General features: G+C 42.0%; 30 protein-coding genes and 1 tRNA gene. 14 read left to right on the forward strand and 17 right to left on the reverse strand.

What is annotated here, in order from left to right; all coding sequences use genetic code 11:
• The first annotated feature begins 149 nt into the window (after positions 1-149).
• The 8 genes from PQO05_RS12750 (at position 150) to PQO05_RS12785 (ending at position 8,470) form a co-directional block, all read left to right on the forward strand.
• On the forward strand, positions 150-1,409 hold the full coding sequence (locus tag PQO05_RS12750) for a hypothetical protein (RefSeq protein ID WP_273633302.1): 1,260 nt from the start codon (positions 150-152) through the stop codon (positions 1,407-1,409).
• Between the two features lie 184 nt (positions 1,410-1,593).
• On the forward strand, positions 1,594-2,751 hold the full coding sequence (locus tag PQO05_RS12755; protein WP_273633303.1) for a porin: 1,158 nt from the start codon (positions 1,594-1,596) through the stop codon (positions 2,749-2,751).
• A gap of 19 nt (positions 2,752-2,770) precedes the next feature.
• Positions 2,771-4,201 (forward strand): anion permease, encoded by a 1,431-nt coding sequence (locus PQO05_RS12760; protein WP_273633304.1) that lies wholly within the window; start codon positions 2,771-2,773, stop codon positions 4,199-4,201.
• 39 nt (positions 4,202-4,240) lie between these two features.
• A complete protein-coding gene (locus tag PQO05_RS12765; RefSeq protein WP_273633305.1) occupies positions 4,241-4,906 on the forward strand; it encodes a succinate dehydrogenase cytochrome b subunit in 666 nt (221 codons plus the stop codon).
• Positions 4,903-6,816, forward strand: a complete 1,914-nt coding sequence (locus PQO05_RS12770; protein WP_273633306.1) for a fumarate reductase/succinate dehydrogenase flavoprotein subunit — start codon at positions 4,903-4,905, stop codon at positions 6,814-6,816. The genes PQO05_RS12765 and PQO05_RS12770 overlap by 4 nt, the downstream gene beginning before the upstream one ends.
• A gap of 23 nt (positions 6,817-6,839) precedes the next feature.
• Positions 6,840-7,586: a succinate dehydrogenase/fumarate reductase iron-sulfur subunit gene (locus PQO05_RS12775; protein WP_273633307.1), complete on the forward strand. Its 747-nt coding sequence runs from the start codon at positions 6,840-6,842 to the stop codon at positions 7,584-7,586.
• A gap of 9 nt (positions 7,587-7,595) precedes the next feature.
• On the forward strand, positions 7,596-7,988 hold the full coding sequence (locus PQO05_RS12780) for a tautomerase family protein (protein WP_273633308.1): 393 nt from the start codon (positions 7,596-7,598) through the stop codon (positions 7,986-7,988).
• Between the two features lie 44 nt (positions 7,989-8,032).
• Positions 8,033-8,470 carry an META domain-containing protein gene (locus PQO05_RS12785; RefSeq protein ID WP_273633309.1) on the forward strand — a complete coding sequence of 146 codons (438 nt, stop codon included), beginning with the start codon at positions 8,033-8,035 and terminating at the stop codon, positions 8,468-8,470.
• Here the strand turns inward: PQO05_RS12785 and PQO05_RS12790 are convergent, their stop codons facing one another.
• Positions 8,471-8,938, reverse strand: a complete 468-nt coding sequence (locus PQO05_RS12790) for a MarR family winged helix-turn-helix transcriptional regulator (RefSeq protein WP_273633310.1) — start codon at positions 8,936-8,938, stop codon at positions 8,471-8,473.
• 167 nt (positions 8,939-9,105) lie between these two features.
• Between PQO05_RS12790 and PQO05_RS12795 the strand changes: the two genes are divergently transcribed.
• On the forward strand, positions 9,106-9,873 hold the full coding sequence (locus PQO05_RS12795) for a class I SAM-dependent methyltransferase (RefSeq protein WP_273633311.1): 768 nt from the start codon (positions 9,106-9,108) through the stop codon (positions 9,871-9,873).
• On the opposite strand, the gene PQO05_RS12800 is transcribed toward PQO05_RS12795, so the two are convergent.
• Positions 9,870-10,514 (reverse strand): hypothetical protein, encoded by a 645-nt coding sequence (locus PQO05_RS12800; RefSeq protein ID WP_273633312.1) that lies wholly within the window; start codon positions 10,512-10,514, stop codon positions 9,870-9,872. The genes PQO05_RS12795 and PQO05_RS12800 overlap by 4 nt on opposite strands.
• A 102-nt stretch (positions 10,515-10,616) precedes the next feature.
• On the opposite strand from PQO05_RS12800, the gene PQO05_RS12805 reads away from it, so the two are divergent.
• Together PQO05_RS12805 and PQO05_RS12810 are read left to right on the forward strand one after the other, a co-directional pair.
• Positions 10,617-11,135 carry a DUF1003 domain-containing protein gene (locus PQO05_RS12805; protein WP_273633313.1) on the forward strand — a complete coding sequence of 173 codons (519 nt, stop codon included), beginning with the start codon at positions 10,617-10,619 and terminating at the stop codon, positions 11,133-11,135.
• A 102-nt stretch (positions 11,136-11,237) separates the two neighbouring features.
• On the forward strand, positions 11,238-11,714 hold the full coding sequence (locus tag PQO05_RS12810; protein ID WP_273633314.1) for a low affinity iron permease family protein: 477 nt from the start codon (positions 11,238-11,240) through the stop codon (positions 11,712-11,714).
• On the opposite strand, the gene PQO05_RS12815 is transcribed toward PQO05_RS12810, so the two are convergent.
• The 3 genes from PQO05_RS12815 to PQO05_RS12825 all read right to left on the reverse strand — a co-directional run bounded on the left by PQO05_RS12815 (position 11,704) and on the right by PQO05_RS12825 (position 14,085).
• On the reverse strand, positions 11,704-12,375 hold the full coding sequence (locus PQO05_RS12815; RefSeq protein ID WP_273633315.1) for a flavin reductase family protein: 672 nt from the start codon (positions 12,373-12,375) through the stop codon (positions 11,704-11,706). The two genes, PQO05_RS12810 and PQO05_RS12815, sit on opposite strands and share 11 nt — an antisense overlap.
• Positions 12,376-12,461: 86 nt before the next feature.
• The gene (locus PQO05_RS12820) at positions 12,462-13,688 is read right to left on the reverse strand and encodes an RNA polymerase sigma factor (protein WP_273633316.1); all 1,227 of its coding nucleotides are present in this window, start codon (positions 13,686-13,688) and stop codon (positions 12,462-12,464) included.
• A 43-nt stretch (positions 13,689-13,731) separates the two neighbouring features.
• Positions 13,732-14,085, reverse strand: a complete 354-nt coding sequence (locus tag PQO05_RS12825) for a YciI family protein (protein ID WP_273633317.1) — start codon at positions 14,083-14,085, stop codon at positions 13,732-13,734.
• Positions 14,086-14,419: 334 nt separating this feature from the next.
• On the opposite strand from PQO05_RS12825, the gene PQO05_RS12830 reads away from it, so the two are divergent.
• Positions 14,420-14,575: a lmo0937 family membrane protein gene (locus tag PQO05_RS12830; protein ID WP_174314988.1), complete on the forward strand. Its 156-nt coding sequence runs from the start codon at positions 14,420-14,422 to the stop codon at positions 14,573-14,575.
• Between the two features lie 57 nt (positions 14,576-14,632).
• Here PQO05_RS12830 and PQO05_RS12835 read toward each other — a convergent pair whose 3' ends face one another.
• The 5 genes from PQO05_RS12835 to PQO05_RS12855 form a co-directional block, all read right to left on the reverse strand.
• Positions 14,633-14,881 carry a DUF1456 family protein gene (locus tag PQO05_RS12835; protein ID WP_273633318.1) on the reverse strand — a complete coding sequence of 83 codons (249 nt, stop codon included), beginning with the start codon at positions 14,879-14,881 and terminating at the stop codon, positions 14,633-14,635.
• Positions 14,882-14,898: 17 nt separating this feature from the next.
• Positions 14,899-16,200, reverse strand: a complete 1,302-nt coding sequence (locus PQO05_RS12840; RefSeq protein ID WP_273633319.1) for a DEAD/DEAH box helicase — start codon at positions 16,198-16,200, stop codon at positions 14,899-14,901.
• 71 nt (positions 16,201-16,271) lie between these two features.
• Positions 16,272-17,231, reverse strand: coding sequence for a quinone oxidoreductase family protein (locus PQO05_RS12845; RefSeq protein ID WP_273633320.1), 960 nt, complete (start codon positions 17,229-17,231; stop codon positions 16,272-16,274).
• Positions 17,232-17,260: 29 nt separating this feature from the next.
• Complete coding sequence (locus PQO05_RS12850; RefSeq protein WP_273633321.1) at positions 17,261-17,488, reverse strand: hypothetical protein; 228 nt, start codon at positions 17,486-17,488, stop codon at positions 17,261-17,263.
• Between the two features lie 96 nt (positions 17,489-17,584).
• Positions 17,585-17,660: transfer RNA gene (locus tag PQO05_RS12855), tRNA-Gly, on the reverse strand.
• Between the two features lie 172 nt (positions 17,661-17,832).
• Between PQO05_RS12855 and PQO05_RS12860 the strand changes: the two genes are divergently transcribed.
• Together PQO05_RS12860 and PQO05_RS12865 are read left to right on the forward strand one after the other, a co-directional pair.
• Positions 17,833-18,480 carry an MgtC/SapB family protein gene (locus tag PQO05_RS12860; RefSeq protein ID WP_273633322.1) on the forward strand — a complete coding sequence of 216 codons (648 nt, stop codon included), beginning with the start codon at positions 17,833-17,835 and terminating at the stop codon, positions 18,478-18,480.
• A 401-nt stretch (positions 18,481-18,881) separates the two neighbouring features.
• On the forward strand, positions 18,882-19,232 hold the full coding sequence (locus tag PQO05_RS12865; protein WP_273633323.1) for a hypothetical protein: 351 nt from the start codon (positions 18,882-18,884) through the stop codon (positions 19,230-19,232).
• On the opposite strand, the gene ade is transcribed toward PQO05_RS12865, so the two are convergent.
• The 7 genes from ade to PQO05_RS12900 all read right to left on the reverse strand — a co-directional run bounded on the left by ade (position 19,229) and on the right by PQO05_RS12900 (position 25,717).
• Positions 19,229-20,857, reverse strand: a complete 1,629-nt coding sequence (ade, locus tag PQO05_RS12870; protein ID WP_273633324.1) for an adenine deaminase — start codon at positions 20,855-20,857, stop codon at positions 19,229-19,231. The genes PQO05_RS12865 and ade overlap by 4 nt on opposite strands.
• Before the next feature lie 21 nt (positions 20,858-20,878).
• Positions 20,879-21,442, reverse strand: a complete 564-nt coding sequence (locus PQO05_RS12875) for a thioredoxin family protein (protein WP_273633325.1) — start codon at positions 21,440-21,442, stop codon at positions 20,879-20,881.
• Positions 21,443-21,682: 240 nt separating this feature from the next.
• Complete coding sequence (locus tag PQO05_RS12880) at positions 21,683-22,129, reverse strand: cold-shock protein (RefSeq protein ID WP_273633326.1); 447 nt, start codon at positions 22,127-22,129, stop codon at positions 21,683-21,685.
• Between the two features lie 5 nt (positions 22,130-22,134).
• Positions 22,135-22,326, reverse strand: a complete 192-nt coding sequence (locus PQO05_RS12885) for a cold-shock protein (RefSeq protein WP_174313819.1) — start codon at positions 22,324-22,326, stop codon at positions 22,135-22,137.
• A gap of 348 nt (positions 22,327-22,674) precedes the next feature.
• Entirely contained in the window at positions 22,675-23,352 is a 678-nt protein-coding gene (locus PQO05_RS12890) for an HAD-IA family hydrolase (protein ID WP_273633327.1), read from the reverse strand.
• A 21-nt stretch (positions 23,353-23,373) separates the two neighbouring features.
• Complete coding sequence (locus PQO05_RS12895; protein ID WP_273633328.1) at positions 23,374-24,462, reverse strand: zinc-binding dehydrogenase; 1,089 nt, start codon at positions 24,460-24,462, stop codon at positions 23,374-23,376.
• On the reverse strand, positions 24,428-25,717 hold the full coding sequence (locus PQO05_RS12900; protein WP_273633329.1) for a DUF5690 family protein: 1,290 nt from the start codon (positions 25,715-25,717) through the stop codon (positions 24,428-24,430). The genes PQO05_RS12895 and PQO05_RS12900 overlap by 35 nt, the downstream gene beginning before the upstream one ends.
• Positions 25,718-25,890: the final 173 nt, after the last annotated feature.

Raw genomic sequence — 25,890 nt, forward strand, 5'->3', positions numbered from 1 at the left:
AAAAGGGCATAAATGGCGTGGCATTTTATTCATTGGTTATTAGTGTATTCATTTATAGTTAAATAGTAACAAAAATGTTACTTTTCTTAATTGTAAGGCAACTTAAATCAAACAACACTCGTTAAATCAAAGTATTAAACGAGATCAAGATGGGAAAGATGTACTTCAACATAACCGCTATAATTGCTATTTTTTTATCTGCTTCATGTAAGAAGGCAGCAGATCTGTCACCCGTTGCCGGGGCTAATCCAGTAACAGCAATTTCAACCACAACGCCGATCTTAGGGCGAATACTCCCTGTAGGGACAGGGACAGGTAACCTTACCATTGATGGCACTAGCATGGGCCTTAAATGCAATGACATTATTAAGGTAAAAGGCGGTACCTACAATGGTATTGATGTGCAGAATATTAATGCCGGTTGCCCCATCTACATCAAAAATGATGGACTGGTACAAATGGCAGGTAACTGGGACCATATGCATATTACCAATGTGAGTAATTTAACCATCTCTGGTGATGGTACAATTGGTATCGACAAGGGTTTTGTATCGCGGGACAATCTGTATTATCATTCTATCATATTAAATGGCGCGTCGCAAAATTTAACTATTCAGAACTTCTCGTTTAGTAATGTAGGTAATGTGGTAATCTACAATGTAGGTACCAATGTGTATACCCCGGGGCAAACAGCATCCTATACCCAGAATTTAAAGATCCTGAATAATACGTGTACCAATACATCAACCTTTATACAATTTGGGGGCGATGTAATAGGTGGTGTAATTACCGGGCTGATTAAAAACCTCGAGATCGCCAACTTAAACTTTAGCAATTCTGACTGTGGCATCGTAGTTTTTGCAGCCAATGCCGATAATTACGATATCCATAACAATACCATAACTGATGTTAACCCCACCAACAATAACCATAACGGCATATTTATGATTAAGGGGAGCGGTGCCTTTCACCATAACCTGGTTAAAAATCACCAGGGCAACGCCATCAGGGCCTGGATCAGAAGTTTCGGCACTACACCGCAGGATGTACTGATCTATAATAATGTGGTGGTAAACTCGCGTAAGTATTCGGCTTTCGAGGTGCAATCGTTCGCCGCTGAAATTTCGCCAGGTGTAACTACTTATGCCAATGCCAAAATATATGACAATACCTGCGGTAATTTAAACCTGAGCAAAGACTGGTACGGTGTTATTGTTGATGTATATGATCTGTTTGGTGGTACTTGTAATGTATACGATAATGTTGGTTTCAATTTCCCGGCACCAAATCCCAACAGTTTTATTGTAAACCAGCAGGCAAGTACCACACCGGTACTAAGCAATAATGTATATTTTACCACTGCACAGGGGGCCGGTGTCAATGATGTTAATAAGTTGACTGTTAAATAAAGGTGTTAAGATGATGTAGTATAAATATGTGTTTTGTAAGCCCGGCAACTGTTTCAGTAACCGGGCTTTTTTGTTCATTGGTAATTTGCAACCAATTTATCCGGAAAATACTCAAAATAGAAGTGGTTTATTATTGTGGGTTAAGTGTAAATCATATAGCTTTATGTAATCACCTTGTTACCTTATGAAACATCTTCTACGTTTAATATTAATTAGTACGTTTTTTTGGGGCTTTTCTGCCCATGCACAACAAACAGATATTGCAGGTTTAGATAAGGATACTGTTATCACCAACTACTCGGCCTACAAACGTTCCATCGGTTTTGCCGGCTTATTACAAACCAGATATGTGGCATCGTTAACTGATAATGTAGATGTTAACGGCAAAAATTTCAACGATGCATCAACCAATAAAATAACCAATACCTTTTTGTTAAAACGGGTGCGTTTGCAGGTTAAGGGCACTGTAAACGATCACTTTTCGGCCAACCTGATGGTTAACTTTGCTGAGTTTAGCAGCGACCCATCCAATAAGGTATTAGAAAATGCCTTTGTAAAATACACACTCAGCAAACATTTTAATGTGCAGGCTGGTCAGTTCAGGCCATTTTTCGGGATTGAGGATGCTTTGCCGGTTGATATCATCCGTACACTCGATTACTCGAACCAGTACTATGCTTTTGGTGCAAGCGGCTGGCAAAGTTTCCAGGTAGGTGTATCGGTGTTTGGCGATGTTAACAAAACAGGGAGCGTTAGATATTATGCCGGAGTATACAATGGCAATAACCGCAACCAGGCTACAGATAACGATAATGAAAAGAACCTTTATGCCCGTATAGAAACAAGCATCTCTAAAAATTTAATAATCGGTATAAATGGAGCTACAGGTAGCCAGGGAGGCGGTGGTGGCCTGGGAAATGCCTGGGGAGGCGATATTGTAGCCACCCATAAATTTGACAGTGATTGGAAGCTGACCATCAGCGGTGAGTATAAAAATGGAACCAACCTTTCTTTATACAATACCTATACTGCTAACCCACCGGGTTTATCGCAGGTGCGGATGCAGGGCTTCTACTTTTTCCCGGTACTGCGATACTCGTATAACTTACCAAGGGTTAGGGCTATCGAATTTTCTTCGAGGTATGAGTATTTTAACGACAACTACAAGTTAACCGGCGACCCGCGCCAAACCATCATCCCCAATATCACCCTCATTTTTGCCGATGATATGTATGCCGCGCTACAACTGGGAGTTGCTATTGATATGTACAAAAACGATGTGCCGCTAACCACCAATTATTCACATAACCTCGCTTATCTGCAATTACAGATTCGCTTTTAAAATACTTAAACATCTATTTATGAAAGAGATCAACCTGAAATCACTGGTAATAACCGCTGTAATTGGTTTAATCATTTGGTTCATACCCGTACCCGATGGTGTTAAACCCAATGCCTGGCATTTGCTGGCCATATTTGCTGCTACCATTATTGGTATAATTTTAAAAGCAGCATCAATGGGTACGATGGCCATGTTGGGTATTACGTTGTGTGCAGCTACCGAAGTACTTGCTCCGGGCGATCCGGGGAAATCTATAGCCAATGCTTTAAGTGGTTTTGGTAATGCTACGATATGGCTGATTGGCCTGGCTTTTTTCATAGCACGTGGATTTATCAAAACTGGCCTGGGCACCAGGCTGGCTTACAATTTCATTCGCATATTTGGTAAAAGTACACTTGGTTTGGCTTACGGTTTAAACACGGCCGATCTGATACTGGCCCCGGCCATACCAAGTAATACCGCAAGGGCAGGAGAGGTAGTGTTTCCCATCATGAAATCTATTGCGGTAAATATGGGTTCTGAACCCGATAAACCTGAAACACACCGTAAGGTTGGCGCATTTTTAACGCTGAGTAGTTATAATGCTAATATGATTACCTCGGTGATATTTTTAACTGCGACTGCAAGTAACCCTATGGCCCAAAAGTTTGCCAAAGATTTGGGTATTACAATTACCTGGAGCAGTTGGTTTGTGGCGGCTTGTGTGCCGGGCTTGGTATGTTTCTTATTAGCGCCTTTGTTTCTCTACAAGTTTTATGCTCCCGAGCTTAAAAAAACGCCAGAAGCACCTGCCATGGCAGCAGAAAAGTTGAAAGAAATGGGCCCTGTTTCTATACAGGAATGGCTGATGGTTGCCACTTTTATTATCCTGCTGGTATTATGGATCTTTGGTAATACGTTTGCCATTGATGCCACCACAGGCGCACTTATTGGCTTGTCTATTTTATTGCTCTGTGGGGTTTTAACCTGGGAAGATGTAAAATCTGAAAAAGGCGCCTGGGATACCATTGTATGGTTTTCGTCGCTGGTAATGATGGGTTCTTACCTTAATTCGTTAGGCTTTATCGGTTGGTTTGGGCACCTGGTAGGCGCAAAAATGGAGCACATGAGCTGGCAAATGGCATTCCCCATTATCATATTGGTTTACTCGTATTGCCATTACATGTTTGCCAGTGGCACGGCCCACGCAGCGGCTATGTACTCTGTTTTTTTAGCAGTAGGTGTATCGGTAGGCGTACCTGGTACTATGTTAGCCATATTTTTAGGTGCATGCGCTACACTAATGGGCTCTTTAACACATTATGCCCACGGGCCTGCTCCCATATTTTTCGGTAGTACTTATGTGGATATGAAAGACTGGTGGAAACAGGGCTTTTTTATCAGCGTGCTGTTTCTGCTCATCTGGTTTGTGGTGGGCGGTTTATGGTGGAAAGTGATCGGCCTGTGGTAGCTGACTTAATTCTGAAAATACTTTATCTGAAAACTACTTATGAAACAAACAACACTTCAGCATAAACTATGGATGTCGGGAACGGGGCTGTTTCTCTGCTTCTTCCTGGTGATCCATTTGTTGGGCAACCTGCAATTGTTTTTATCGCCCGACAAGGCACGGGAGCAGTTTAACTGGTACTCGCATTTGCTGGCAGGCAATATTATTATCGAGATTATCGCTTATGTACTTTATGCATCCATCATCGGCCATACTATTTATGCCATCATGCTTACAGCAAAGAATGCCAAAGCCAACGGCACCAAATATGCCTATGATAAACGCGGCGCATCAAGCGTGTGGTACAGCCGTAATATGGGTTTGCTGGGTACTATCATTTTCCTCTTTCTCATCATCCACTTTAAAGATTTTTGGTATCAGTATAAGTTTACCAACCTTCCGCTTGACGCTAAGGGTAATAAAGACCTGTACACCATTGTAGAGAAAGCTTACCAGCAATTATGGTACGTGCTGGTTTACGAGGTGGCATTAATTGCACTGGGTTTTCACCTTTTGCATGGCTTTTATAGTGCAGCACGCACGCTTGGCGTGTTCCATCCCAAATATGTGCGGTGGGTAAAAGTTGTGGGCTGGGTATATACCGCAGTTATCACTTTAGGGTTTATGGCGATGCCTATTTACGTTTACTTAAATAGCTTATCATGATTTTAGATGCAAAAATTCCGGCAGGGGAGCTTGCCGATAAATGGGATAATTATAAAAAACATGCCAAGCTGGTTAACCCGGCCAATCGCAAAAAGGTTGATGTAATTGTAGTAGGGACTGGCTTGGCAGGTGCATCATGCGCGGCTTCACTGGCCGAGCAGGGGTATAATGTAAAATCGTTCTGCTTTCAGGATAGCACACGCCGGGCGCACTCGGTTGCTGCACAAGGTGGTGTAAACGCCGCCAAGAATTATAAAAATGATGGCGACAATGTTTACCGCATGTTTTATGATACCATTAAGGGAGGGGATTTTCGTTCGCGCGAGGCTAATGTTTATCGTTTGGCTGAGTGCTCTGCCCAATTGATAGACCAGGCCGTGGCACAGGGGGTGCCTTTTGCACGCGAATATGGTGGCTACCTAAATAACCGCTCGTTTGGCGGGGTGCAGGTATCGCGCACCTTTTACGCACGCGGGCAAACCGGGCAGCAGCTATTACTCGGGGCTTATCAAGCTTTAATGCGGCAGGTAAGCCTCGGCAAAGTAAAAACATACACCCGCCACGAGATGCTGGAACTGGTGGTAGTTGACGGCAAAGCCAAAGGCATTATAGCCCGCGATTTACTGACGGGTGAGATAGAACGGCACGCTGCCACTGTGGTTGTACTGGCTACCGGCGGTTACGGCAAGGTTTATTATTTATCAACCCTGGCTATGGGTTGCAACAGTTCGGCGATATGCCGGGCGCATAAGAAGGGCGCATTCATGTCGGGTGTAAGCTGGATCCAGTTTCATCCTACTTGTTTACCGCAATCGGGCGAACATCAGTCTAAATTAACGCTGATGTCTGAATCATTGCGTAACGATGGCCGCATTTGGGTGCCGAAGAAAGCGGGAGATGACAGACCACCGCAAAGTATTCCCGAAGAAGAGCGTGATTATTATTTGGAACGAAAATATCCGGCTTTTGGAAATCTATCACCCCGGGATATTTCATCTCGCGCAGCGAAAGAGCGTATAGATGCGGGCTGTGGCGTTGGGCCGATGAAGAATGCTGTTTGTCTCGATTTCTCCAAAGCCATTAAAGAACAGGGGAAAGACAAGATCAAAGAAAAGTATAGCAACCTGTTTACCATGTACGAGAAGATCAATGGCATAAACGCTTATGAGCAACCTATGCTCATCTCACCTGCCGCACATTTTACAATGGGCGGCCTATGGGTCGATTATCAATTGATGACGACCATCCCCGGTTTGTTTGCTTTGGGCGAAGCCAATTTTGCAGATCACGGCGCTAATCGCCTCGGTGCAAATTCATTATTGCAGGCTTGTGTAGATGGTTATTTTATTGCACCGTATACCATTCCTAATTACCTGGCTGATGAGATGAAGGTCGAAAAGGTAACGACAGATCACCCGGCATTTGCAGAAGCCGAAGCGGCCGTAAGAGCACAATTGAGCCAGTTTCTAAACAGTAAGGGTACACTTTCTGCCGATCATTTCCATAAAACATTGGGTAAGCTGCTTTATAATAAATGTGGGTTATCGCGCAGCAAAGAAAGTTTGACGAAAGCTATTGAAGAGATTAAGCAACTCAGAGCATCCTTCAACAAAGACCTCAAAATAACCGGCGACGATAAGGTAAACAGCGAACTGGAAAAGGCAGGTCGTATTGCTGATTATCTGGAACTGGGTGAGCTGATGTGTTACGATGCTTTAACACGCGAAGAATCGTGCGGGGCACACTTCCGTGATGAATACCAGACACCAGATGGTGAGGCTGTACGCAATGATCAGGACTTCTGTTTTGTATCGGCCTGGGAGTGGAAAGGTGAAGGCGTGGCACAGGAATTACACAAAGAGCCGCTGGTGTTTGAGAATGTTGAACTGACGGTAAGAAGCTATAAATAAATCACATTTTAAATTGATTTAGTATGAAATTGAGTTTAAAGATTTGGCGGCAGGAAGGTGTTGATACAAAGGGAGCAATGATAAATTACGAGCTGGACGATGTGTCTGAACACATGTCGTTTTTGGAGATGATGGATTTGCTTAACGAAACGCTGGTGCAAAAAGGCGAACGTGTAATAGAGTTTGATCACGATTGCCGCGAAGGTATTTGCGGTCAATGCGGTATGATGATTAATGGTAGAGCACACGGTCCGTTGGCTAATACCACTACCTGCCAGCTGCACATGCGTACGTTTAAAGATGGTGATACTATTTATATCGAACCTTTCAGAGCAACTGCATTCCCTATTGTACGCGATTTAAAGGTAGATAGAAGTGGCTTCGATCATATAATCCAGGCGGGAGGGTTTATTACAGCAGGCGCCGGTCAGCCACCAGAGGCCAATAGTATTTTGATCTCTCATGAAACAGCCGAAGCTGCTTTTGATGCTGCAGCTTGTATTGGCTGCGGGGCATGTGTGGCTACCTGCAAAAATTCGAGTGCTGCGCTGTTTACTTCGGCCAAAATTACGCAGCTGGCTTTATTGCCCCAAGGCAAACTGGAAGCTGCCGACCGTGTTGTTAATATGGTTGAGCAAATGGATGCCGAGGGCTTCGGTCATTGCTCTAACACCGAAGCCTGCGAGGTTGAGTGCCCGCAAGCTATATCGGTACTGCACATTGCCCGCATGAATTATGAGTATAACAAGGCTTTGATTTTAAAACCATAAAGAATCGATATGCCGTATTTACAGTTAGAAGTTACCAAATCGTATCCAACTGCTACCAAGCAGGAACTGGCCAAACGAATGGGAGAAATCTACGCCCGGATAATGAGCGCGAGCGTAAAACGCATTACTGTAACCATTCGCGAATTGGGCGAAGGTAGCATTTGGCGTTGTGGCGAAGGCGAACCGCATCCAGCAGCGATATTAATGTGCGATATCAGGGCAGGGCGATCAATAGAAACACGCACAGAACTTTCTAAAGCGTTAATTGCGGTAATCAACGAGCTATTGGAGCTGGAAGTTAATCTGTTAAACATTGAATTTACCCAACATACCGGCGACGAAATGTACCACCAATGGATGGGAAGTTTCAGTGATGACTGGTCAGCTGATGAGGCTAAATAATAATAATGCTCTGTTAAATAACGTATCTAATTAAACTATCAATTATGAAAAAGCTAATCTTGATTTCATTTATTGCTTGTGGTTTATTAATAGCATGCCATAGTGCAAAAAAAACTACTACTGCCAATGGTGCAGATACCACAGTGCTTGCCGGTACATGGCAGCTTAGTTACGTAGCTGGTTCAAGCACATCTTTTGATAGCTTATACGTGCATAAAAAGCCAACCATTAGTTTCGATCTCACTGCTAAACGGGTAAGCGGTAACTCGGGCTGTAATAGTTTTAATGGTCCGCTTAACGTATCAGGTCACAAAATTAGCTTTGCAGGCCTTATGGCCATGACTAAAATGTTTTGCCCCGGCGATGGCGAAAATGTGTTTATGAGTAACCTGCAAAAAGTAAATAGCTGGTCGGTAAGTGATGGCAAAACGCTCACTTTTATAGCAGGCGATATTGCCATTATGCGGTTTGAGAAACAGTAGTTACTTCTTCGCAGCATCGATATTAACCACCTGATGCTGGTATATCTCGTTTAAGGCCTGAGTGTGCTCTATTAAAAATTTGAGTTGCTCGGTACCATAGCCCGAAAATAATTCACCTACGGCTTTGCCTAAAGCATCGTAATGGATTTTGGCATTGGTATGTTTATCGGGAATAAAAGATACAATTACCTTCCGGCGATCGTTAGGGTCGGGGCTGCGTTTCACAAAACCTGCTTTTTCGAGGCGGTCAATTACGTTGGTAATAGCGCCAGTAGTTAATCGGGCTGCTTTAGCCAGAGCGCCTGCTGTTGATGGACCCATTTCCTGCAAAAAATCAAGGCATTCGGCATCGGTAACATTCAAGCCTATATCCTGCGAAATAACGTGCTGTAATATAAGCGACGAGCGGGTAAACCTGCGCACGGCCCACATCAGTTCAAAAACATCGGGATTAATATCTGGAGGCATAGCTATAAATCTAAATATCTTAATTGTTAAGATATTCAAATATAAGTGTTCTTAACAGAAAGAGGATAAGACCAATAGATTGAACATTATTTTTAACATAGCTTAACAATAATTAAACGCCTGATAGGTATTTTTATAACAGGCTCTCCGCCTTTAATGTTATCATTATGGAAATAACTAACCCTGCCTTTAACTACGATAAATATGGTAAACAGTACTCGGGACAAAGGCGTACTGATCCACATATTGCAACTTTTATTAACGAGGCGTTAGGCGATGCCAAAACCGTGCTGAATATTGGAGCAGGGGCAGGTTCATACGAACCTGAAGACCGTTATGTAATTGCTGTTGAACCCTCCATAGCTATGCGCGCCCAGCGGATAAATAACCATAAAATACCGGCTATTATTGCCACTGCCGATAACCTGCCTTTTGATGATAAAGCTTTTGATGCTACAATGGCCATTGTTACCGTACACCATTGGCCCGATATTAGGAAGGGCTTGCAGGAGCTAAGGCGCGTTACCAAACACCGGGTTATTGTAATGACTTTCGACCCGGACTCACTGGGTAATTTCTGGAATGCGGAATACTTTCCCGAAGTGATTGAGGTAGAACGCCAGCGCTATCCAACTATCGATTTTTTGATGGAAGCGATGGGAGGGAAGACATTGGTAGAGGCTGTGTCTGTTCCGCTGAACTGTGTAGATGGGTTTCAGGAAGCATATTATGGCAGGCCGGAAGCTTTTTTGAGTAAAGAGGTACGTAAAGCACAATCTGCCTGGGGCTTTATTGCCGAAGATGAGCAGGAGCGGATTGTAAAGCGCTTAGCCGACGATCTGGAATCGGGTGCCTGGGATGCAAAATTTGGGCATTACAGAACCCAGCCCACCTTTACCTGCGCGTTACGGTTAATTATTGCCGATTACGATTAGTTATCACTTACGATAGCAGCCTTTTTGCGTTGCTTATTTACGCTATGATTTTTTAAGAAATTATAAGTGAGATTAAAACCCATGTACTGGGTATTACGGCTGCTTTGGGTGCCATCTAAAAATACATAACCCTGTACTACTGCAATGGCCACGGTTTCTGTGATATTGAAATTGATGCTATTGCAAATTTCGGTCATTAAGCCCTGTTTGGCCTTAATTACATAACCCGCGCCGAGACAAAGACTTTCGGCAAAACGGCCTTTGGAGAAAACATTGATGGTAGGCCGAAACTCGATAAACCTCGATGTATCGCTACCAGAGCTGATTGAGTTTAATCTGCCTGTAGCCAAACCAATATCAAATATGCCATAGGTTTTACCAAATTCGAAGGAAGGTGCAAACCGCTGTGCAAAACCACCTTTAGCATTAACAAAAACATTGGCGCTTGCTGTAATATAGAAGTAACGGGGTTCTTTATTCTCCTTTGATGTGTCTGATTCTATGACCGTATCTTTTGCCGATTTAGGCGGTGGTTGTGAGTGGGAAATAACAGCCTTGGTCATGTTAGGAATTACCGAAGGATTTTGTGCAAAAGAGCAAGTGACCGCCAATAGAAATACTAGCGTGAAAAATATTTTCATCAGAATAGGGGTATAATGATTGTAATAAGAATATATGATTTATAATTACACAATAATAGTATTAATTAATAATATTAATTATTTTTTATAGAAACCCCTGCTATGGAAAAGAAAAGCCAACAAGCCCCGGAGCCGGAACTAAAATCTTCGCTCGATTTTACCAAGACGCGCACAGATCACATTACCGTGTTTATAATTGATGTTTTGGGCAGCATGAAATTCCTGCTATCATGTTTTATAATTTTTGCAGTTTGGATCTGTTGGAATATAAACTTATTTCCACTCTTAAAGCCCTTTGATCCGTTCCCGTTTCCGATCTTAGAAATGGCAGTCTCTTTATTCGCCATTATATTGTCGGTGTCCGTTTTAATTAATCAAAACCGGCAGGGCAGGATTGAAACTATCCGTCAACAGGTAGAATTTGAGGCTAATGTGCGGGCAGAAGAAGAGATCACTAAAATATTAAATATGGTACACGAAATACACCAGCGGATGGGGATTACTACTGTTACCGACCAGCAGTTGGAAGAAATGAAGGAGCCTACAGATATTAAACAAATTCATAAGGCTATTGATGATATCGAATCAAACGAAAGCATTAAAGCCGATCCCGATCAATAAACTACTGTCCAGATTATAGTAATTTGAAAAGGATTATCGTCCTTTTTAAAATCAATGCAAACAATATGGTTGTGAAATGCTTTTGAGATAAATAATATCCCTATGGCAAAGAAAAAGAATCTGTTCGAAAGGTTTTCGAACTGGGCAACAATAGCAACCGGCAGTTCTGCTGCATTTATTATCGCAATCACAGTAATCGTAGTATGGCTGGTATCTGGCCCCATATTTAAATATTCGGATACCTGGCAGCTTATCATTAATACAGGCACTACTATAGTTACCTTTTTAATGGTTTTCCTGATCCAGAAATCACAGAATAAGGATTCGAAAGCCATCCACCTCAAGTTAAATGAGATACTGGCTTCGCACGAAGGTTCGAGCAACCGAATGGTTGATATTGAAGACTTAACCGAAGAAGAATTGGATCAGCTTCATAAATTTTATGTGAAATTATCAGATCTTGCTGAGAAAGAGGATGACCTTACCTGTACCCATTCGATAGATGCAGCTGAAGAGAATCAAAAGCGTAAATCGAACAGGTATATACCAAGTAAGGTTAAAGCAGAATCTAAGAAGTAATGTCCATCGCTCTTTCTCTGTCGGGCGAGTTGTAAAGATGTTCAGGTATTTCGGCAAGGGTAGAGTAATGCACTTGCTGGCCTAAACCATAAAATTGCTGAAAGCTCATAATCAATGGCCGCCATTTATCGGGATCAACCCGGTTGGGGTGGCCATCCGTTAAAATAGATTCTTCGAGGTGTACTTTCGTGATCCGTAGCTCGAATGTTACTATGCGGCCCCGTTGGTTAATATCGCCCTCGGCCAAGCCATGTACAGCTTCAACCACAGCTTCTAATTGAACCGGGCATTCTGCAACACGTGGCGGCGTTACAGATATTGATGGCAGTTCATGCAGGCCGGCAATGCCAAATTTATCTTCTTCATAACGGTAGCCTTTGGCTATTTTACCATCGGGTACAGGATTGGAACCCGTGGTTTTAGCCATGCGATTTACGGCTTTTACTTCATTAACCGAAGGCAGATTTAAAACGCATTCTCTATTGCGCATTAAATTATGCGTGGTTTTAGATGCAGCAGCCAGCCCAATTACACAACGCCAGCCCAGCCAAAATATCGACGACATAGGGGCGAGGTTATCTGTGCCATTTTCATTTTTAGTGCTGATTAATACTACTGGAGTACCGAAGTAGAGTATAGAAGGATTGCTTTCGATATGCATGATATTGTGTTTTATGATTTCAATATCAAAGATCGGTACATGTAAATAGGTATAGAACCCGTTTCTTGCGGAGTTGGAAGGATTGGTTAAAGCTTATCAATCTTTTGCTGAATAAGCTGTTTATCTGCACTGGTTTTGGCAAGCAGCAATGCTTGTGCAAAATGTTGCTTAGCTTTTTGGGTATCAATTTCCTTATATAATTCGCCGAGTAGGGTAAAATAGAAATGATTATCAGTTAGTTTCAGTTTCTCTGCTTCAATTATTGCGGCTGCATTTCCGCGTACTTTCGAAACCGCATAAGTACGGTTAAGCGCTGCAATGGGCGAATATTCGATTACCAACAACTGATTAAATAAGTGTAAAATACTTTCCCACTTTTCGGGAGTATCTGCTTTTTGGGTATGCCACCAGGCAATGTTGGCTTCGAGGTGATATTTGGTAATTTCGTTTCCTTGTGATGCCTGGTTAAGATAATAAGCACCTTTGGCAATCAGGCTTTTATCCCATAAGGTTTCGTCCTGGTCATCGTACAAAATAATTTCACCCTGGGCATTCTTTCGGGCTTCAAAACGGGAAGAGTGGAAACACATTAAGGCAAGCAATGCATTTACAACGGGCAGATTGGTTTGCGCATTTTCTATCAGCATATAGGTAAGGCGCATGGCCTCTAAACACAGGTCTTTGCGCAATACGCTATCCTGACTTTCTGAATAATAACCTTCGTTAAACAATAAATATAAAGTGGTTAACACCGCATTTATGCGCTTGTTGATCTCTGTTGGTGGCGGAAATTCGATTTTGATTTTTTCCGCCCTTAATTTTTCTTTCGCCCTAAACAAACGCTTGTTAATGGTTTCTTTATTGCTCAAAAATGCATTGGCAATTTCATCAATACCAAAGCCACATAGTATACGCAGGGCAAGCCCCGTTTGTGCCTCTACAGAAATTGAGGGATTGCATATAGCAAACAGCATTTGCAACTGACTATCGGCAATGTTTTGATCCGAAAGGTCAATCTCAATTTCATACTCCTGCGGCAGGGAAGAAGTAAGTGTGCCCTCTATCTTATCTGCAAAAATTTGACCTCTGATAATATGATTTTTTGCTTTGTTTTTAGCGACAGCATACAACCAAGCCGATGGGTTGGGTGGGACACCTTTATACGGCCAGGTTTCGAGTGCCGAAAGGAATGTTTCACCGGCAATATCTTCGGCAATATCAATATGGTCGATGCCCAGGTATTTACAGAGTACCGCCGTTATTTTACGGAACTCTGTTCTGAACAGGTGGTCTATTAATTCCTGGTTTTGCATGACAAAGAAAAGCCTTCCTCAATTAAGGAAGGCTTTGGTAGTTTTAATGAACACCATCTCTTTTCGCCAGTTTGCGCACTTCAACACTATTGCCATCGCCTTGTAAAACCGGACAGCCTTTGGCAAATTCGGCAGCTTCATCGGCCGACTCAGCTTTAACTATAATATAGCCGCCGATTGTTTCTTTAATTTCACCGAAAGGGCCATTGGTTACTACACTGTTGTACTTAACAATACGGGCATCATCAAAGGATAAACCGTTGCCGCCTACAAATTTGTTTTGTGCTGCAATGCCGCCAATCCAATCCATCGTTTGTTTCATCCAGATCTGGATCTGTTCTGGTGATGCTACCTTGTTGCCGTCTTCGTGCCTGAAGATTAAAATAAATTCATCCATTTTGTTAAAATTTAATTGTTGTGTGATATGTACTTATATATCCATAACAATCAGGAGTATTGAAATTGGACACCAGATACTAATTTACAATAAAAGCGTATTCTGAAGACTAAAATTGGCGACCGGAAATGAAGGGTATGTCATCCCATTGTCTGCAAACTGTCCTGATTAATAAGCTATTTTTTTAATATTTAAGACAATATTTTGTTTTAAATATTAAAAAATACGTGTTTAATGCCTTTTAAGCCATTAAATAGAAATATGGTATACCTATTGTATAAATCAATACAATTAAAAACATCATCATTTACCTTTAAAAAACAAACAAACAGTCATGAGATCTTTATTATATATCATCGCAGTTATCTTAATCATTGGATGGGTATTAGGCGAATTCGTATATTCTGCAGGTGGTTTAATCCACATCTTATTAGTTATCGCTATCATTTCCTTAATTTTAGGATTCCTGAGAAGAGATACTGTAGTTTAAGCAGAAAACAGAACTTAAAATAAAAGCCCGGCTATTTAATAGCCGGGCTTTTTGTTTTTATGCCGGGTCTTGCTTCGGAGCCTTTGGCGGACGGGGGCCGCGTTTGTAGATAATCAACCCGTTTAAAAAGTTGCGGAGGATCTGATCGCCGCAAGGTTTAAAGTTGGGATGGTCATCATTGCGAAAGATGGCGCTGATCTCATTTTTGGTTACCTTGAAATCGGCCAGTAACAAAACCTTAATAATATCGTCGTCTGTAAATTTTAAAGCTACCCGAAGCTTTTTCATGATATCGTTATTGCTCATAATAGTAAGTTTATGTATTAGCGGGAAATTTCTATTCTTATTTTTTTGCCTTTAATTTTTTCGTTTTTAACTAACTGTACAACACGCTCTATACGGTTACGTTTTACAGCTGCATACGATGAATGGTCGAGCACCTCTATCAAGCCCAGATCTTCTTTGGCAAGTTCTCCTTTTTGTAGAAGCAGGCCTACTATATCTACCTTGTTAATTTTATCTTTTTTACCGGCAGCAATATACAGCGTAGCCCAGGGTGATGGTTTAGGCAGAACAGGATCGGCAGACAAATCTTCAATCTCAGGAACTTCCTTTAAATAGGCAGGCTTTTCATCAGGTGTTAACATTAAATACGATGTACCTGTGGCATGCATTCGTGCTGTACGGCCATTGCGGTGGATAAAAGCTTCTTCGTTATGCGGTAACTGGTAATGGATGATGTGCTCAATTTCTGGAATGTCCAGTCCTCTCGAAGCCAGGTCGGTAGTAATTAAGATCCTATGACTGCCGTTTCTGAATTTGATCAATGCCCGCTCACGATCATCCTGCTCCATACCACCGTGAAAAATATCGTGGGGCAGACCCATGTCGTACAATAGGTCGCTGATGCGGTCAACTGCTTCGCGGTGGTTACAGAAAACAAGTGTAGGTTGGTCGCTTACCTTGCAAATGAGTGCAAACAACGCTTCCAGTTTATCGGCTGCTTCGGCAACTACTGCTTTTTGCTTAAGGTTGGAGACTGTTTCTGTTTTATCCAGATAATCAAGTTTAACGGGTTTGTTAATGCCTGTAAACGACGGAATCTCGTCCATTTGTGTGGCCGAGGTAAGGATCCGTTTTTTTATGGCCGGCATTTGTTTGATGATGTACGACATATCCTCCTGGAAACCGAATTCGAGAGCCTTATCAAACTCGTCGAGTATCAATGTTTTGATAGTGTCCGTGCTGAAACTTTCTCGGCGCAGGTGATGTGCAATACGGCCCGGTGTGCCAATTAATACAGCAGGTGGCTGCGACAGGTTGTTGCGTTCGATTTTTACATCGTGGCCGCCATAACAACAGTTTACTTTAAAGCCGCTGCCCATAGCCCTGAAAACCTGCTCTATCTGTAAAGCCAACTCGCGGGATGGTACCAATATCATTGCCTGCACGGCTGGGATGTTGGCATCAAGCAAACCCAGTAATGGCAATAAAAAGCCCAGCGTTTTGCCCGAACCTGTAGGCGAAAGCAATATGACATCACTTTTTTTAGCAGCTGCAATGGCGGCCTCCTGCATGGGGTTAAGGGCATTTATCTTTAAGTTATCGAGCGCTTGCTTTATCATGTACCGTTGGATTGGCATCAAAGATAAGCTAAAATGATGGGAGGGAGGCCGATAGCTTGTTAAAGAAGTTATTAAGGGATCAGCAATATTTTTCCAGTGCTTTGGCGGCTCTCCAGAAAAGCATGGGCAGCAGCGCCATCGCTGAGAGCAAACTTTCTGCTGATGTCAACGCTGATAACTCCTTGTTCTATCCAGTTAAACAACTCAGCAGAGCGTTTTAAACGTTCTTCGGCCGAAGTTAGATAACTCCAAAGGTCGCCGCCTGTTATGGTTTTTGAGGTATCCATCAGCATCCGTGGATCAATTAATGGTGGGTTACCCCCTGCAAAACCGAAGAAAACAATTGTGCCTCCGGTTTTGGTAACTTCAAAACTGTCCATTAAGGTGCTGCCGATGCTTTCGTATACTACATCAACACCTTTGTATTTATCTACAAGTTGTTTTTTCCAGTCTTCGTTATACAGAAAACAATCATCGGCACCTGCATTAATAACATTCTGTTTTTTTATGGCCGATGATGTTAAGCCGATAACTGTAGCCCCAAAATGCTTGCTCAATTGTACCAATAACTGACCTACGCCACCAGCAGCAGCATGTACTAAAATAACATTGCCAGGCTTTACCTGATAGCTGTCGGTAGTTAAATATTGTGCTGTTAAGCCTTGCAATAACATGGCTGCTGCGGTCTCGAGACCAATATTTGTGGGTAAGGGGATAGCGTGGCTTGCGGGTACTGCAACCAATTCGGCATTGGCCAAAGGTACATCGGCAAAGCCAATACGGTCGCCTATTTTTAGGTGGCTGATGTTTTTGCCAATCTGTACAATTTCGCCCGCACCTTCGTAACCTGCAATAAATGGTGGCTGGCCTACCAAATGATAGTTGCCGTTACGGCGGTAGGTATCGGCAAAATTTAAGCCGATGGCCTTTGTTTTAACCATCACTTCGTCATCGCCGATAACCCGATCGGCAACATCGCCATAATACAAAACATCAGGGCTGCCAAAAATGTCGAAACAAAGGGCTTTCATTTAATACTGAATTAAATAAAGAATGCTATTTACTCTGCTGAATTATCTTCGGGTGCTTGCTGGTCTTTAGAGTTTGCCTTCAACATTACGCGGCCTTTTTTGGTTAAAGCGTAGGTTGTTTTTTTAGTTTTGGCGTCAGTTATAATATCTATCAGGGTGTATGATTTTAAACTTTGCAAATCCTCTGCACTTATACCCTTGGCCAATCCTTTGTTTGCAATCGTTTTAAGCGCTGCAACTACCTCTTCGTGTTTCATGGCGCTAAATTAAGGATTATGAATTAGATGTGAATACTCAGAGTGGGAATCGAACCCACACAAAAAAAGCCCTTCATTTCTGAAGGGCTTTTCTGCTGGAGCGAAAGACGAGATTCGAACTCGCGACCCCGACCTTGGCAAGGTCGTGCTCTACCAACTGAGCTACTTTCGCGTTGGGGTTGCAAATATAGACAGAAAAGAATATTCTGCAAGAGAAAAAATAAAAAATGCTTTGTGGATTGTGATTTTATGGCCTAAGTATATTCAAATTGAGGAACTTAATTTTTTGATGGGTTTAATTAACAAATGTTAGATTCAATAAAATATCTATAATTTTATAAATTATGGTAAATCCAGACCACATTCAGTATAACCAGGAAATCTTTAAAATACTTTTATCAGCTGTAATTGGCTGCATGGTAGGGCTGGAGCGCGAAATTAGGCGTAAGCCTGCCGGTTTCAGAACGCTGGCTATTATTAGTGTGGGGGCAACCATATTTACCATCTGCTCTTATAAACTGGGTTTCCCGGGTAACCAGGACCGCATTGCTGCCAATATTATTACGGGAGTAGGCTTTCTGGGGGCTGGCGTTATTTATAGAAATGGCTTTTCGGTGTCAGGCATTACAACGGCAGCCACCATCTGGATTGCGGCGGCACTAGGTATGCTGATTGGGATAGGGGAGTATGGCCTCACAGCATTGTCGCTCGTTACCTCGCTCATCATTCTCTCGGTAATGGAATACTTGCAGGATTATATTGATAGCCGTTTTCAACACCGTAACTACACCATTACCTGCCGTGGCGAATATAATCATAACCAGCTAAACGAGAAATTTGCCCAGCATCAGCTTAAAGTCCGCAACTTTAAAGAGACCCGACAGGACACCCAAACCAATTTTGAATTTGATATAAGTGGCAAAGAGAACAATCTTGAGCTGTTTAACCAGTGGCTTAAGCAAAATGAAGAGGTATTTTCATTTGTTTGGTAGGCTTTTATCAACCATTGATTCAAGCCTGAATCCGCAATTTTTGCTGTATTTGGGTGGTTTTTAACTTTTCTTTCAATAAAAATTTAAATAATTGCATTTTTTGTTTTTTATACCTATGTTTAAACCCGGTTTGTTTTTTTATGGGGCTGTAAATGCAAAAAATGAAAGGTGTTTTTATTTCTGAATTATTAACCCTCTAAATATAAACCGGGCGATCAGGCAACGATGAATACCATCGGTGCCGTAATCGCTGTGTGATTAAAATTTCTAAACGTACTTGCTATTTATAATGAAACTTGGCATAGGTGAATTTACCTGTGGCGGGAGCTTACTGTCTGTAAAAAACGAATGATATTTAATATTAATTGTGGTACTACTGTTTACATTTTTTATTTATTAAAATGAATTCTGAAATTAAAATGGCTATTAATCAGGCCCCAGAGGGTTTCCCTGGCTTAAGTGAAGTTGCGCAACGCAATGCCGAAAGGCTAATTATGTACATCACCGGCAGGGGGATGTTAGATTATATTACGCTTAACACTACCTTTTCGGGAGGGCTAAGCATTTTCCTAGTGATGAAGCAATGGCAATTTTATATGCATTCAACCAATGAGGGTAACATTGTATACATTTTATGGAAAGGGAAGCAACAATACGATTGTGGCTACGACACTTGCGACGCGTATTTACCTAAGCTTATATTTTATCTAAACACGATAAAATTTAACCAGGAAAATGCTGTATTAGCTTAGCTGATTAGTTTAAATTCTGCACCGTCAAACAAACCCATATCACTTAATTTGAGATGTGGTATTACCAGCAAGGCCATAAATGATAAGGTCATGAATGGTGATGACAGTGTAGAACCTAATTTTTTAGACATTGCATCTATAGCCGTATAGGCTTCGGCAACCTCATACCCATCTTTTTCACTCATTAGCCCGGCAATGGGCAGGGCCAAAATCATCTCTTCGGTATCGCTTACGCAACTAATACCGCCCCGGGCGGCAATAATGAGGTTTACAGCGCGGCAAATACTTTCGTCATCTACACCAACCACTACAATATTATGGCTATCGTGCGCTACAGATGACGCAATTGCGCCGCGGTTTAAACAGAAGTTTTTGATAAAGCCTTTAGCAATAGGCATTTGCTTATAACGGTTTACCACGGCAATTTTCAGGATGTCGTTTTGCAGATCTGTAACCAGCAATCCGTTTACGGGCTGCATGGCCACCAATAGTTTATTGGTGATCAATTGCCCGTCGATGGCTTCAATAACAGGGATCAGCTCATGATTCGAGGGCTGTGGGTACTCAAAGTCAGCAGGTGATTTTTTATCCGCAGTAAAATTATTGATAATAGTAGCCTGTCGAGATTTTATGGCTGATTTACCGTTCAATGCAACCTGCTCGCCATCAATATAAGTTTGCAATACCTCGAAATTAACCAGGTCATTAACAATAATAAAGTCGGCATAATCGCCTTCGTTTAACAGACCGATGTCGAGTTTGTAATGTTTTACAGGATTAACGCAGGTAGCCTTTAATACATTAAAAACATTAACGCCTTTAGCAACCGCACGGGCACAAAGCTGGTTAATATGGCCCAGAACTAAACTGTCCGGATGTTTGTCGTCGCTGCAAAACATAATCATGTCTGGGTAATCATTCAGCATGTCAATCAACGCATCAAAATTTTTGGCGGCACTACCTTCGCGAATCAGGATCTTCATACCGTACTTCAGCTTATCCAAAGCCTCATCTTTAGTAAAACATTCATGATCTGTGCTGATACCGGCATCGATGTATGCACCTGCAGTTTCGCCGCGCAGGCCCGGGGCGTGGCCATCAATAGGTTTTCCGGCTTTTTGTGCAGCGGCTATTTTAGACACTACTTCAGGGTCTTTATTTAGTACCCCGGGAAAGTTCATAACTTCAGTAAGGTATTTGATTTCATCCCGCTGCAACAGAGCGTCAACGTCGGCGGCATTTAAATGTGCCCCTGCGGTTTCAAAAATGGTTGCGGGTACACAGCTCGGTGCGCCGAAATTAAATTTGAAGGGCACTGTTTTGCCATTTTCAATCATGTATTCTACGCCGGCAATGCCGCAAACATTGGCAATTTCGTGCGGGTCGCTCACGGTGCCAACGGTGCCATGTACAACTGCAAGGCGCGCAAACTCTGCCGGTACCAGCATTGAGCTTTCTACATGCACATGGGCATCTACAAAACCGGGGAGGATGTAGGGTAAAGCATCACCGGCATGCTCGATTTTTTGGATTGATTGTATTCGCCCATCGGCAATAGTTACCGTGGCCGGATAAATATCCTTGTTAGTTATATCAACAAATTGAGCTGTAATTACTTGCGACATGACGTGGGAGATGAGTTTGTATCAGACTAAAAGCCGCGAAAAAATGGCTGTCAGTTCTAATTGCAAACTTACCCCTTTGTCGGCATTGTACCATTGTTGTAAGGCAATTTTCTTTTCCTCCATTGGTACATGGTCTTTGAGTAATTGATCGTATAAAGCCTGGCAGCCGGCCGGCCTTGGCCCCCAAACAGCAAGTTCGTTATTGTCCTGATCAGCAATAATTAGCTTGGGGATTGATTTGCTCCCGTTGGTAAGATATTGATTGATGAGAAATGGTTCGGCATCCCTTAACTGATAGTCTACTTTTATTAATGGGTTTAGTTCAGATAACCGATGTATAAAGGGTATGCTGTGCGATGCATCGCCGCACCAGGGTTCGGTAATAATAGTCCAGAATTGAGGATGGGTTATACGCTCTATAATGCCGGCTAAAACTTCATTCAATATGCCCGATTTTAGCCAGCGATGCTGCCGTGCCCAGTTTAGCTTAGTGTAATTCAGATAGTCTGGATTATCATAAGGGGATGCAGGATTGGGGTCGTTTATAATATCCTGAAAAATCTGTTGATAGCCTATAAAATCCATTATGCGCTTAGATTTAAAATTTCTAATAAAACAATATACGCAAAGTAAAGGCAATTGAAATATTACTCAATTAACCGGTATGGGTTTAAGGTTGTTAGTTTACAGCTGACAGACAAATACCCTATTAAAATTCAAAAATCTGACAATATGTGAAACGTAACAACAAAGCCCGATCTGCATTTGCAGACCGGGCTTTGTATATGATTAAGCGAGAATCGATAAGATGTTCTTAATCGCTATTTATTTCTTTTTTACTTTAACCGCGGTTAATCCTTTTTGGCCTTGTTCCACCTCAAAAGTTACGGCATTGTTTTCCTTAATTGGCTCTGTTAAAGCGTTAATATGGACAAAAATGCTTTCCTGAGTTTGCAGATCCTTGATAAATCCATAGCCTTTAGCTTCGTTAAAAAAGCTGACAATTCCATTCCTTACTGCATCAAACGGAATATCTTCCTGTTTGGCTACACTAACCTGAATGTCTTCGAGGTTAACCTTAATTTTCCTCGACGGATCGGGTGGGGTTGAAGTGATGTTGCCATACTCATCGGTGTAAGCCATCATGTCCTCAAGGCTTGAGCCTCCGGGGTTTGCTTTCCGGTATTCGGCTTTTTCCTTTTTCTCTTTGGCCTTTTTTAGGCGGGCCTTTTCCTTTTCCTTTTTACTAAATGTTTCTGTTGATCTTGCCAATGTTGTTATGCTATTTTTACTTTAACGGCGCTTGGGCCTTTTCTTCCTTCTTCCACTTCGTAGCTTACTGCATCGTTTTCACGTACCTGGTCAATTAAACCTGTAACGTGTACAAATACTTCTTTACCACCATCATTTGGCGTAATAAAGCCAAATCCTTTTGATTCATTAAAAAATTTTACTGTTCCTGTTGCCATTATTTTTATTATAAGTTGGTAAGGTACGCTTAATTACCGGGATTTACCATAAATAATACATAAAATGCACAAGTATGACTTATACATTAGTTGCCTTCTTAATAATTCGATAACCTTAATTCAATGTTTTTATCATTTTAAAAAAGCTTTTAAGGACTTGCGTGAAGGTTACATCCAAACAAAAAACAGGCCTCGCGCCTGTTTTTATTGAAACATAAAAATTAAACATCAACATATTTGTGAAACGCAAATAATCTTAATAAAGCCTTGCCGGTATTGCCCAGCCAGCTTAGCGAAATTTTTATCGCCAAAATGTTTGTATCCGGGGAGCGTATCCTACGGTATTGATTAACCAATAAAGGCCAGAAGTTCGATCAGATTATTGATAACCCGATCAGGATGTGCCGATTCGAGCTGCTCTACGGTATGTGCACCCGTTGTAATACCTATGTTTAAAGCACAGCCTGCATTTTTACCTTCTTCAATATCAATGATCGAATCACCGACTTTGATTACCGAAGCTGGTTCGGTAATGCCGAAGCGTTTCATAGCAAAAAAAATCATGTCCGGGTTAGGCCTGTTCTGCGGAACATCGGATGCGGTTACCAGGCCATCAAAATCAACACCTTCTTTCCATCCCAGTTTATCAATAATAAATTGAGCGGTTTGCCGGTTATAGCCTGTATTTAAAACGGTGAGGATGTTCCTTCTTTTCAGTTCGGTAAAAAGTTCTATCGCATTAGGCTGAGGGAATATTGGATTAACCTCATACGCTTTTTTCAATTGCACAGCAAAATCCTGGTAAATACTATCAGCCAATTGCTTATCGTGGTTATCGGCGTATTCAGCCAGTACGCTTTTAATAGCTTGTAGTTTTTCTTTGCCTGCACCCTGTGCCAATACTTGGTCCAAGGTTACATTAAAACCTGCATTGTTGATTGCCTGTTGCAGGGTTTTGTACACAATATTATCTTCATTTACCGTGGTTCCGGCCATGTCGAATACCACCATTTTAATATTTTCCATTTTATTAAATTATTATAAGGTTTAACTGATTTTAACCCCGGCACGAACCGGTTTTTGATTCGCTGCAAAGCCAAAAGCTTCTTCTACGTCATCCAGCGTAAATTCTTTTTCAACCAATTGTTCAAAAGGGTATTGCTGATAAAAACGTTCTACGAAAGATGTAGCCGCTATAAAATCCTGGTAATTGTAGTTGTGCAGACCACGGATGGTTAATAGTTTACGCACAATTTTTTCGGCATCAACCTGCACCGCATTGGCCGGGAATACCGCACCTATCCAGATAGCATAGCCACCTAAACATAAACAGTCTATGCCGGTTTTCATGGCTTCGGGGTGCCCGGTTATGTCAAATATAATATCACCTTCGGTTTGCTTTGTGCCAGATTGTATGTCGGCAAACAGCATGCCTTCATCTGCCCCAAAACTATTATGCCATTTTAAACGCGATTCGTCTGTATCAACAAGTACAACGTTTTTTGCACCAGCCTCGCGGCACATGGCCGAACATGAAAGCCCCAGCAAGCCTGCACCGAAGATGATAATCCGCTTATCTTTAATTTCACCCGCGATACGCAACGCGCCCGCTACTGTTGAGTGTGCACAACTGATGGTGGCAGCAACTTTAAGCGGTATATCCTTCGATATTTTTAAGAAAGCAGTGTTGGACTTCAGGATACAATAGTCGGCCAGGCCTCCATTAAAAATATCATTCCCGGCTGCAGGCGCATGCCCATATTTAAATAAACCCGCACTTTTTTGCGGCATATCTGGGTGAGGAGGGACCGATGTGGGAGGCGCTGCAAAAATAGACCATACAATGCGGTCGCCTGTATTAGTGCTATTGCCATTCAGATCTTTAATTTGGGCTGATGGATGATGCCACAATATATCACCCACAATTTCGTGCCCCAGCACTACATTGTCTGGCTCTTTCCGGTGGCCGCAATAGGTATGCACATCGCTGCCGCAAATGGTGGTATAAAGGTTTTTTACCAATATTTCACCTTCCGAAAGCGCAGGTACTTCGCCGTTTATCAATTTAAAAGGACTACCCGGTGCACTAAATATCGCAGCCTTACCTTGCGGAAAATGAGGAAACTCTTGAATCATTATGTTTTAGTTTGATATTAAAATACAGGTAGGTGAAAATGATAAGCAGTATGCCGATGGCACTCATATAGATACAAATACGGATAAAGAGCGGTAAAATAGCTGTCTCAGACGAGGTGAGATATTTAAGCAGCATGAGCCCGATATAGCCGGTATAACCTACCGAATCAACAATGTACATCAGGAAACCTACGTTTGCTTTTTCGCGTGTTACGGCAATTAACCGTTCGAAAACAACGGCGTGGATGGCCACATAGGGCAGGTAAACACCGAGGCCTACAAGCACCATAAAAGGAAATGCATCCATACCATGCCCTAAAAATCTTACTGCACAAAAGATGAGCACCAAGCCTGTAAGGCCCGATAGTAAGGCAAAACCAAAAGCTTTAAAGTGATCTTTAATTAATACAGCAAAGGAGGTAATCAGGATGGCCCCGAATGAAACATAGATCTCGGAGCGGGTGAATAGATCGGGGGTTTGCTTGTAACCCAGGCCTGTCCATATCTCAACGGCAAAATCGGCACGTACACTTCTTAATAAAGTAACAAACAGGTATACAATGGTAATACCTAATAAGCCAGGAAAGTATTCCCAGAAAAACTTCCAGCGTTCGGCACCGGTCATGGGTTCGCGGGCGGTACGGTGTTCTACATCTGCAGCAGTAGGGGCGGGCACCAGCGTTAGCATACCAATAAATAAGGCCATGGGTATTGCAAATATTAACCCGGCCATAAAAGGCATCCAGCTTTCGGGCGTGCCCCAGTTAAGTAATAATGTACCTACAGATTTAGATACACCATCAGATAGTATAAAACTCGAACATAAGCCCGCTATAAGAAACTCACTTGTTTTACGGCCCTCGAGAAAGCCCAGCACCAACCCGAATATAACACCCAGCGGCAGGCCATTTAAAAAAATGCAAATGATATTCCAGGGCTTGGGGATAACTGCAAAAAGCAACAGCATGGCTTCGGCAAAGCAAATTAAGCCTATAATAGCTAATACCCGGCGCTCACGTTTTATTTCTGATACAAACTTAATCCCAACCCATTTTGCTAAGACATAACCAAGGGTTTGGGAAATAATGAGCAGTACTTTATAATTAATGTGTAAGAAACTCTGATCGGCATAAGTGGCGGCTGTATAAGGTTTGCGAAAACCGTACATGCAAAAATAAGTACCAAAGGCGCCTATAAGTACCCAAACCGGGTTTGCAAATAGCTTATCGAATTTTTTTAGAAATCCTGGTGACATACTTAACACTTTAGTAGATGTTTTTGAAAACGTTAATTTGTTTATCAAAACTAAACTATGTTTACTATTTGTAAACTTAATTTGTGTTAAGTTTCTATTAAGTTTTTTGGGAAATTAAGGAATGAACCAATTTAATAACTTAATATTAGCGAAAGGTTAGTAAGGATTTAAAG

Source organism: Mucilaginibacter jinjuensis, from assembly GCF_028596025.1.
In the GTDB taxonomy this organism is placed as follows: Bacteria; Bacteroidota; Bacteroidia; order Sphingobacteriales; family Sphingobacteriaceae; genus Mucilaginibacter; species Mucilaginibacter jinjuensis.

Excerpts from the sequence above, each read along its gene's own strand:
- PQO05_RS12865 (WP_273633323.1), top strand. The coding sequence starts at position 18,882 with ATGAATTCTGAAATTAAAATGGCTATTAATCAGGCCCCAGAGGGTTTC.
- PQO05_RS12775 (WP_273633307.1), top strand. The coding sequence starts at position 6,840 with ATGAAATTGAGTTTAAAGATTTGGCGGCAGGAAGGTGTTGATACAAAG.
- ade (WP_273633324.1), bottom strand. The coding sequence starts at position 20,857 with ATGTCGCAAGTAATTACAGCTCAATTTGTTGATATAACTAACAAGGAT.
- PQO05_RS12885 (WP_174313819.1), bottom strand. The coding sequence starts at position 22,326 with ATGGCAACAGGAACAGTAAAATTTTTTAATGAATCAAAAGGATTTGGC.
- PQO05_RS12785 (WP_273633309.1), top strand. The coding sequence starts at position 8,033 with ATGAAAAAGCTAATCTTGATTTCATTTATTGCTTGTGGTTTATTAATA.
- PQO05_RS12790 (WP_273633310.1), bottom strand. The coding sequence starts at position 8,938 with ATGCCTCCAGATATTAATCCCGATGTTTTTGAACTGATGTGGGCCGTG.
- PQO05_RS12760 (WP_273633304.1), top strand. The coding sequence starts at position 2,771 with ATGAAAGAGATCAACCTGAAATCACTGGTAATAACCGCTGTAATTGGT.
- PQO05_RS12780 (WP_273633308.1), top strand. The coding sequence starts at position 7,596 with ATGCCGTATTTACAGTTAGAAGTTACCAAATCGTATCCAACTGCTACC.
- PQO05_RS12895 (WP_273633328.1), bottom strand. The coding sequence starts at position 24,462 with ATGATTCAAGAGTTTCCTCATTTTCCGCAAGGTAAGGCTGCGATATTT.
- PQO05_RS12805 (WP_273633313.1), top strand. The coding sequence starts at position 10,617 with ATGGAAAAGAAAAGCCAACAAGCCCCGGAGCCGGAACTAAAATCTTCG.
- PQO05_RS12900 (WP_273633329.1), bottom strand. The coding sequence starts at position 25,717 with ATGTCACCAGGATTTCTAAAAAAATTCGATAAGCTATTTGCAAACCCG.
- PQO05_RS12815 (WP_273633315.1), bottom strand. The coding sequence starts at position 12,375 with ATGCATATCGAAAGCAATCCTTCTATACTCTACTTCGGTACTCCAGTA.
- PQO05_RS12825 (WP_273633317.1), bottom strand. The coding sequence starts at position 14,085 with ATGGATGAATTTATTTTAATCTTCAGGCACGAAGACGGCAACAAGGTA.
- PQO05_RS12860 (WP_273633322.1), top strand. The coding sequence starts at position 17,833 with ATGGTAAATCCAGACCACATTCAGTATAACCAGGAAATCTTTAAAATA.
- PQO05_RS12840 (WP_273633319.1), bottom strand. The coding sequence starts at position 16,200 with ATGATAAAGCAAGCGCTCGATAACTTAAAGATAAATGCCCTTAACCCC.
- PQO05_RS12835 (WP_273633318.1), bottom strand. The coding sequence starts at position 14,881 with ATGAGCAATAACGATATCATGAAAAAGCTTCGGGTAGCTTTAAAATTT.
- PQO05_RS12765 (WP_273633305.1), top strand. The coding sequence starts at position 4,241 with ATGAAACAAACAACACTTCAGCATAAACTATGGATGTCGGGAACGGGG.
- PQO05_RS12875 (WP_273633325.1), bottom strand. The coding sequence starts at position 21,442 with ATGGATTTTATAGGCTATCAACAGATTTTTCAGGATATTATAAACGAC.
- PQO05_RS12810 (WP_273633314.1), top strand. The coding sequence starts at position 11,238 with ATGGCAAAGAAAAAGAATCTGTTCGAAAGGTTTTCGAACTGGGCAACA.
- PQO05_RS12770 (WP_273633306.1), top strand. The coding sequence starts at position 4,903 with ATGATTTTAGATGCAAAAATTCCGGCAGGGGAGCTTGCCGATAAATGG.
- PQO05_RS12850 (WP_273633321.1), bottom strand. The coding sequence starts at position 17,488 with ATGAAACACGAAGAGGTAGTTGCAGCGCTTAAAACGATTGCAAACAAA.
- PQO05_RS12755 (WP_273633303.1), top strand. The coding sequence starts at position 1,594 with ATGAAACATCTTCTACGTTTAATATTAATTAGTACGTTTTTTTGGGGC.
- PQO05_RS12890 (WP_273633327.1), bottom strand. The coding sequence starts at position 23,352 with ATGGAAAATATTAAAATGGTGGTATTCGACATGGCCGGAACCACGGTA.
- PQO05_RS12820 (WP_273633316.1), bottom strand. The coding sequence starts at position 13,688 with ATGCAAAACCAGGAATTAATAGACCACCTGTTCAGAACAGAGTTCCGT.
- PQO05_RS12845 (WP_273633320.1), bottom strand. The coding sequence starts at position 17,231 with ATGAAAGCCCTTTGTTTCGACATTTTTGGCAGCCCTGATGTTTTGTAT.
- PQO05_RS12830 (WP_174314988.1), top strand. The coding sequence starts at position 14,420 with ATGAGATCTTTATTATATATCATCGCAGTTATCTTAATCATTGGATGG.
- PQO05_RS12795 (WP_273633311.1), top strand. The coding sequence starts at position 9,106 with ATGGAAATAACTAACCCTGCCTTTAACTACGATAAATATGGTAAACAG.
- PQO05_RS12800 (WP_273633312.1), bottom strand. The coding sequence starts at position 10,514 with ATGAAAATATTTTTCACGCTAGTATTTCTATTGGCGGTCACTTGCTCT.
- PQO05_RS12750 (WP_273633302.1), top strand. The coding sequence starts at position 150 with ATGGGAAAGATGTACTTCAACATAACCGCTATAATTGCTATTTTTTTA.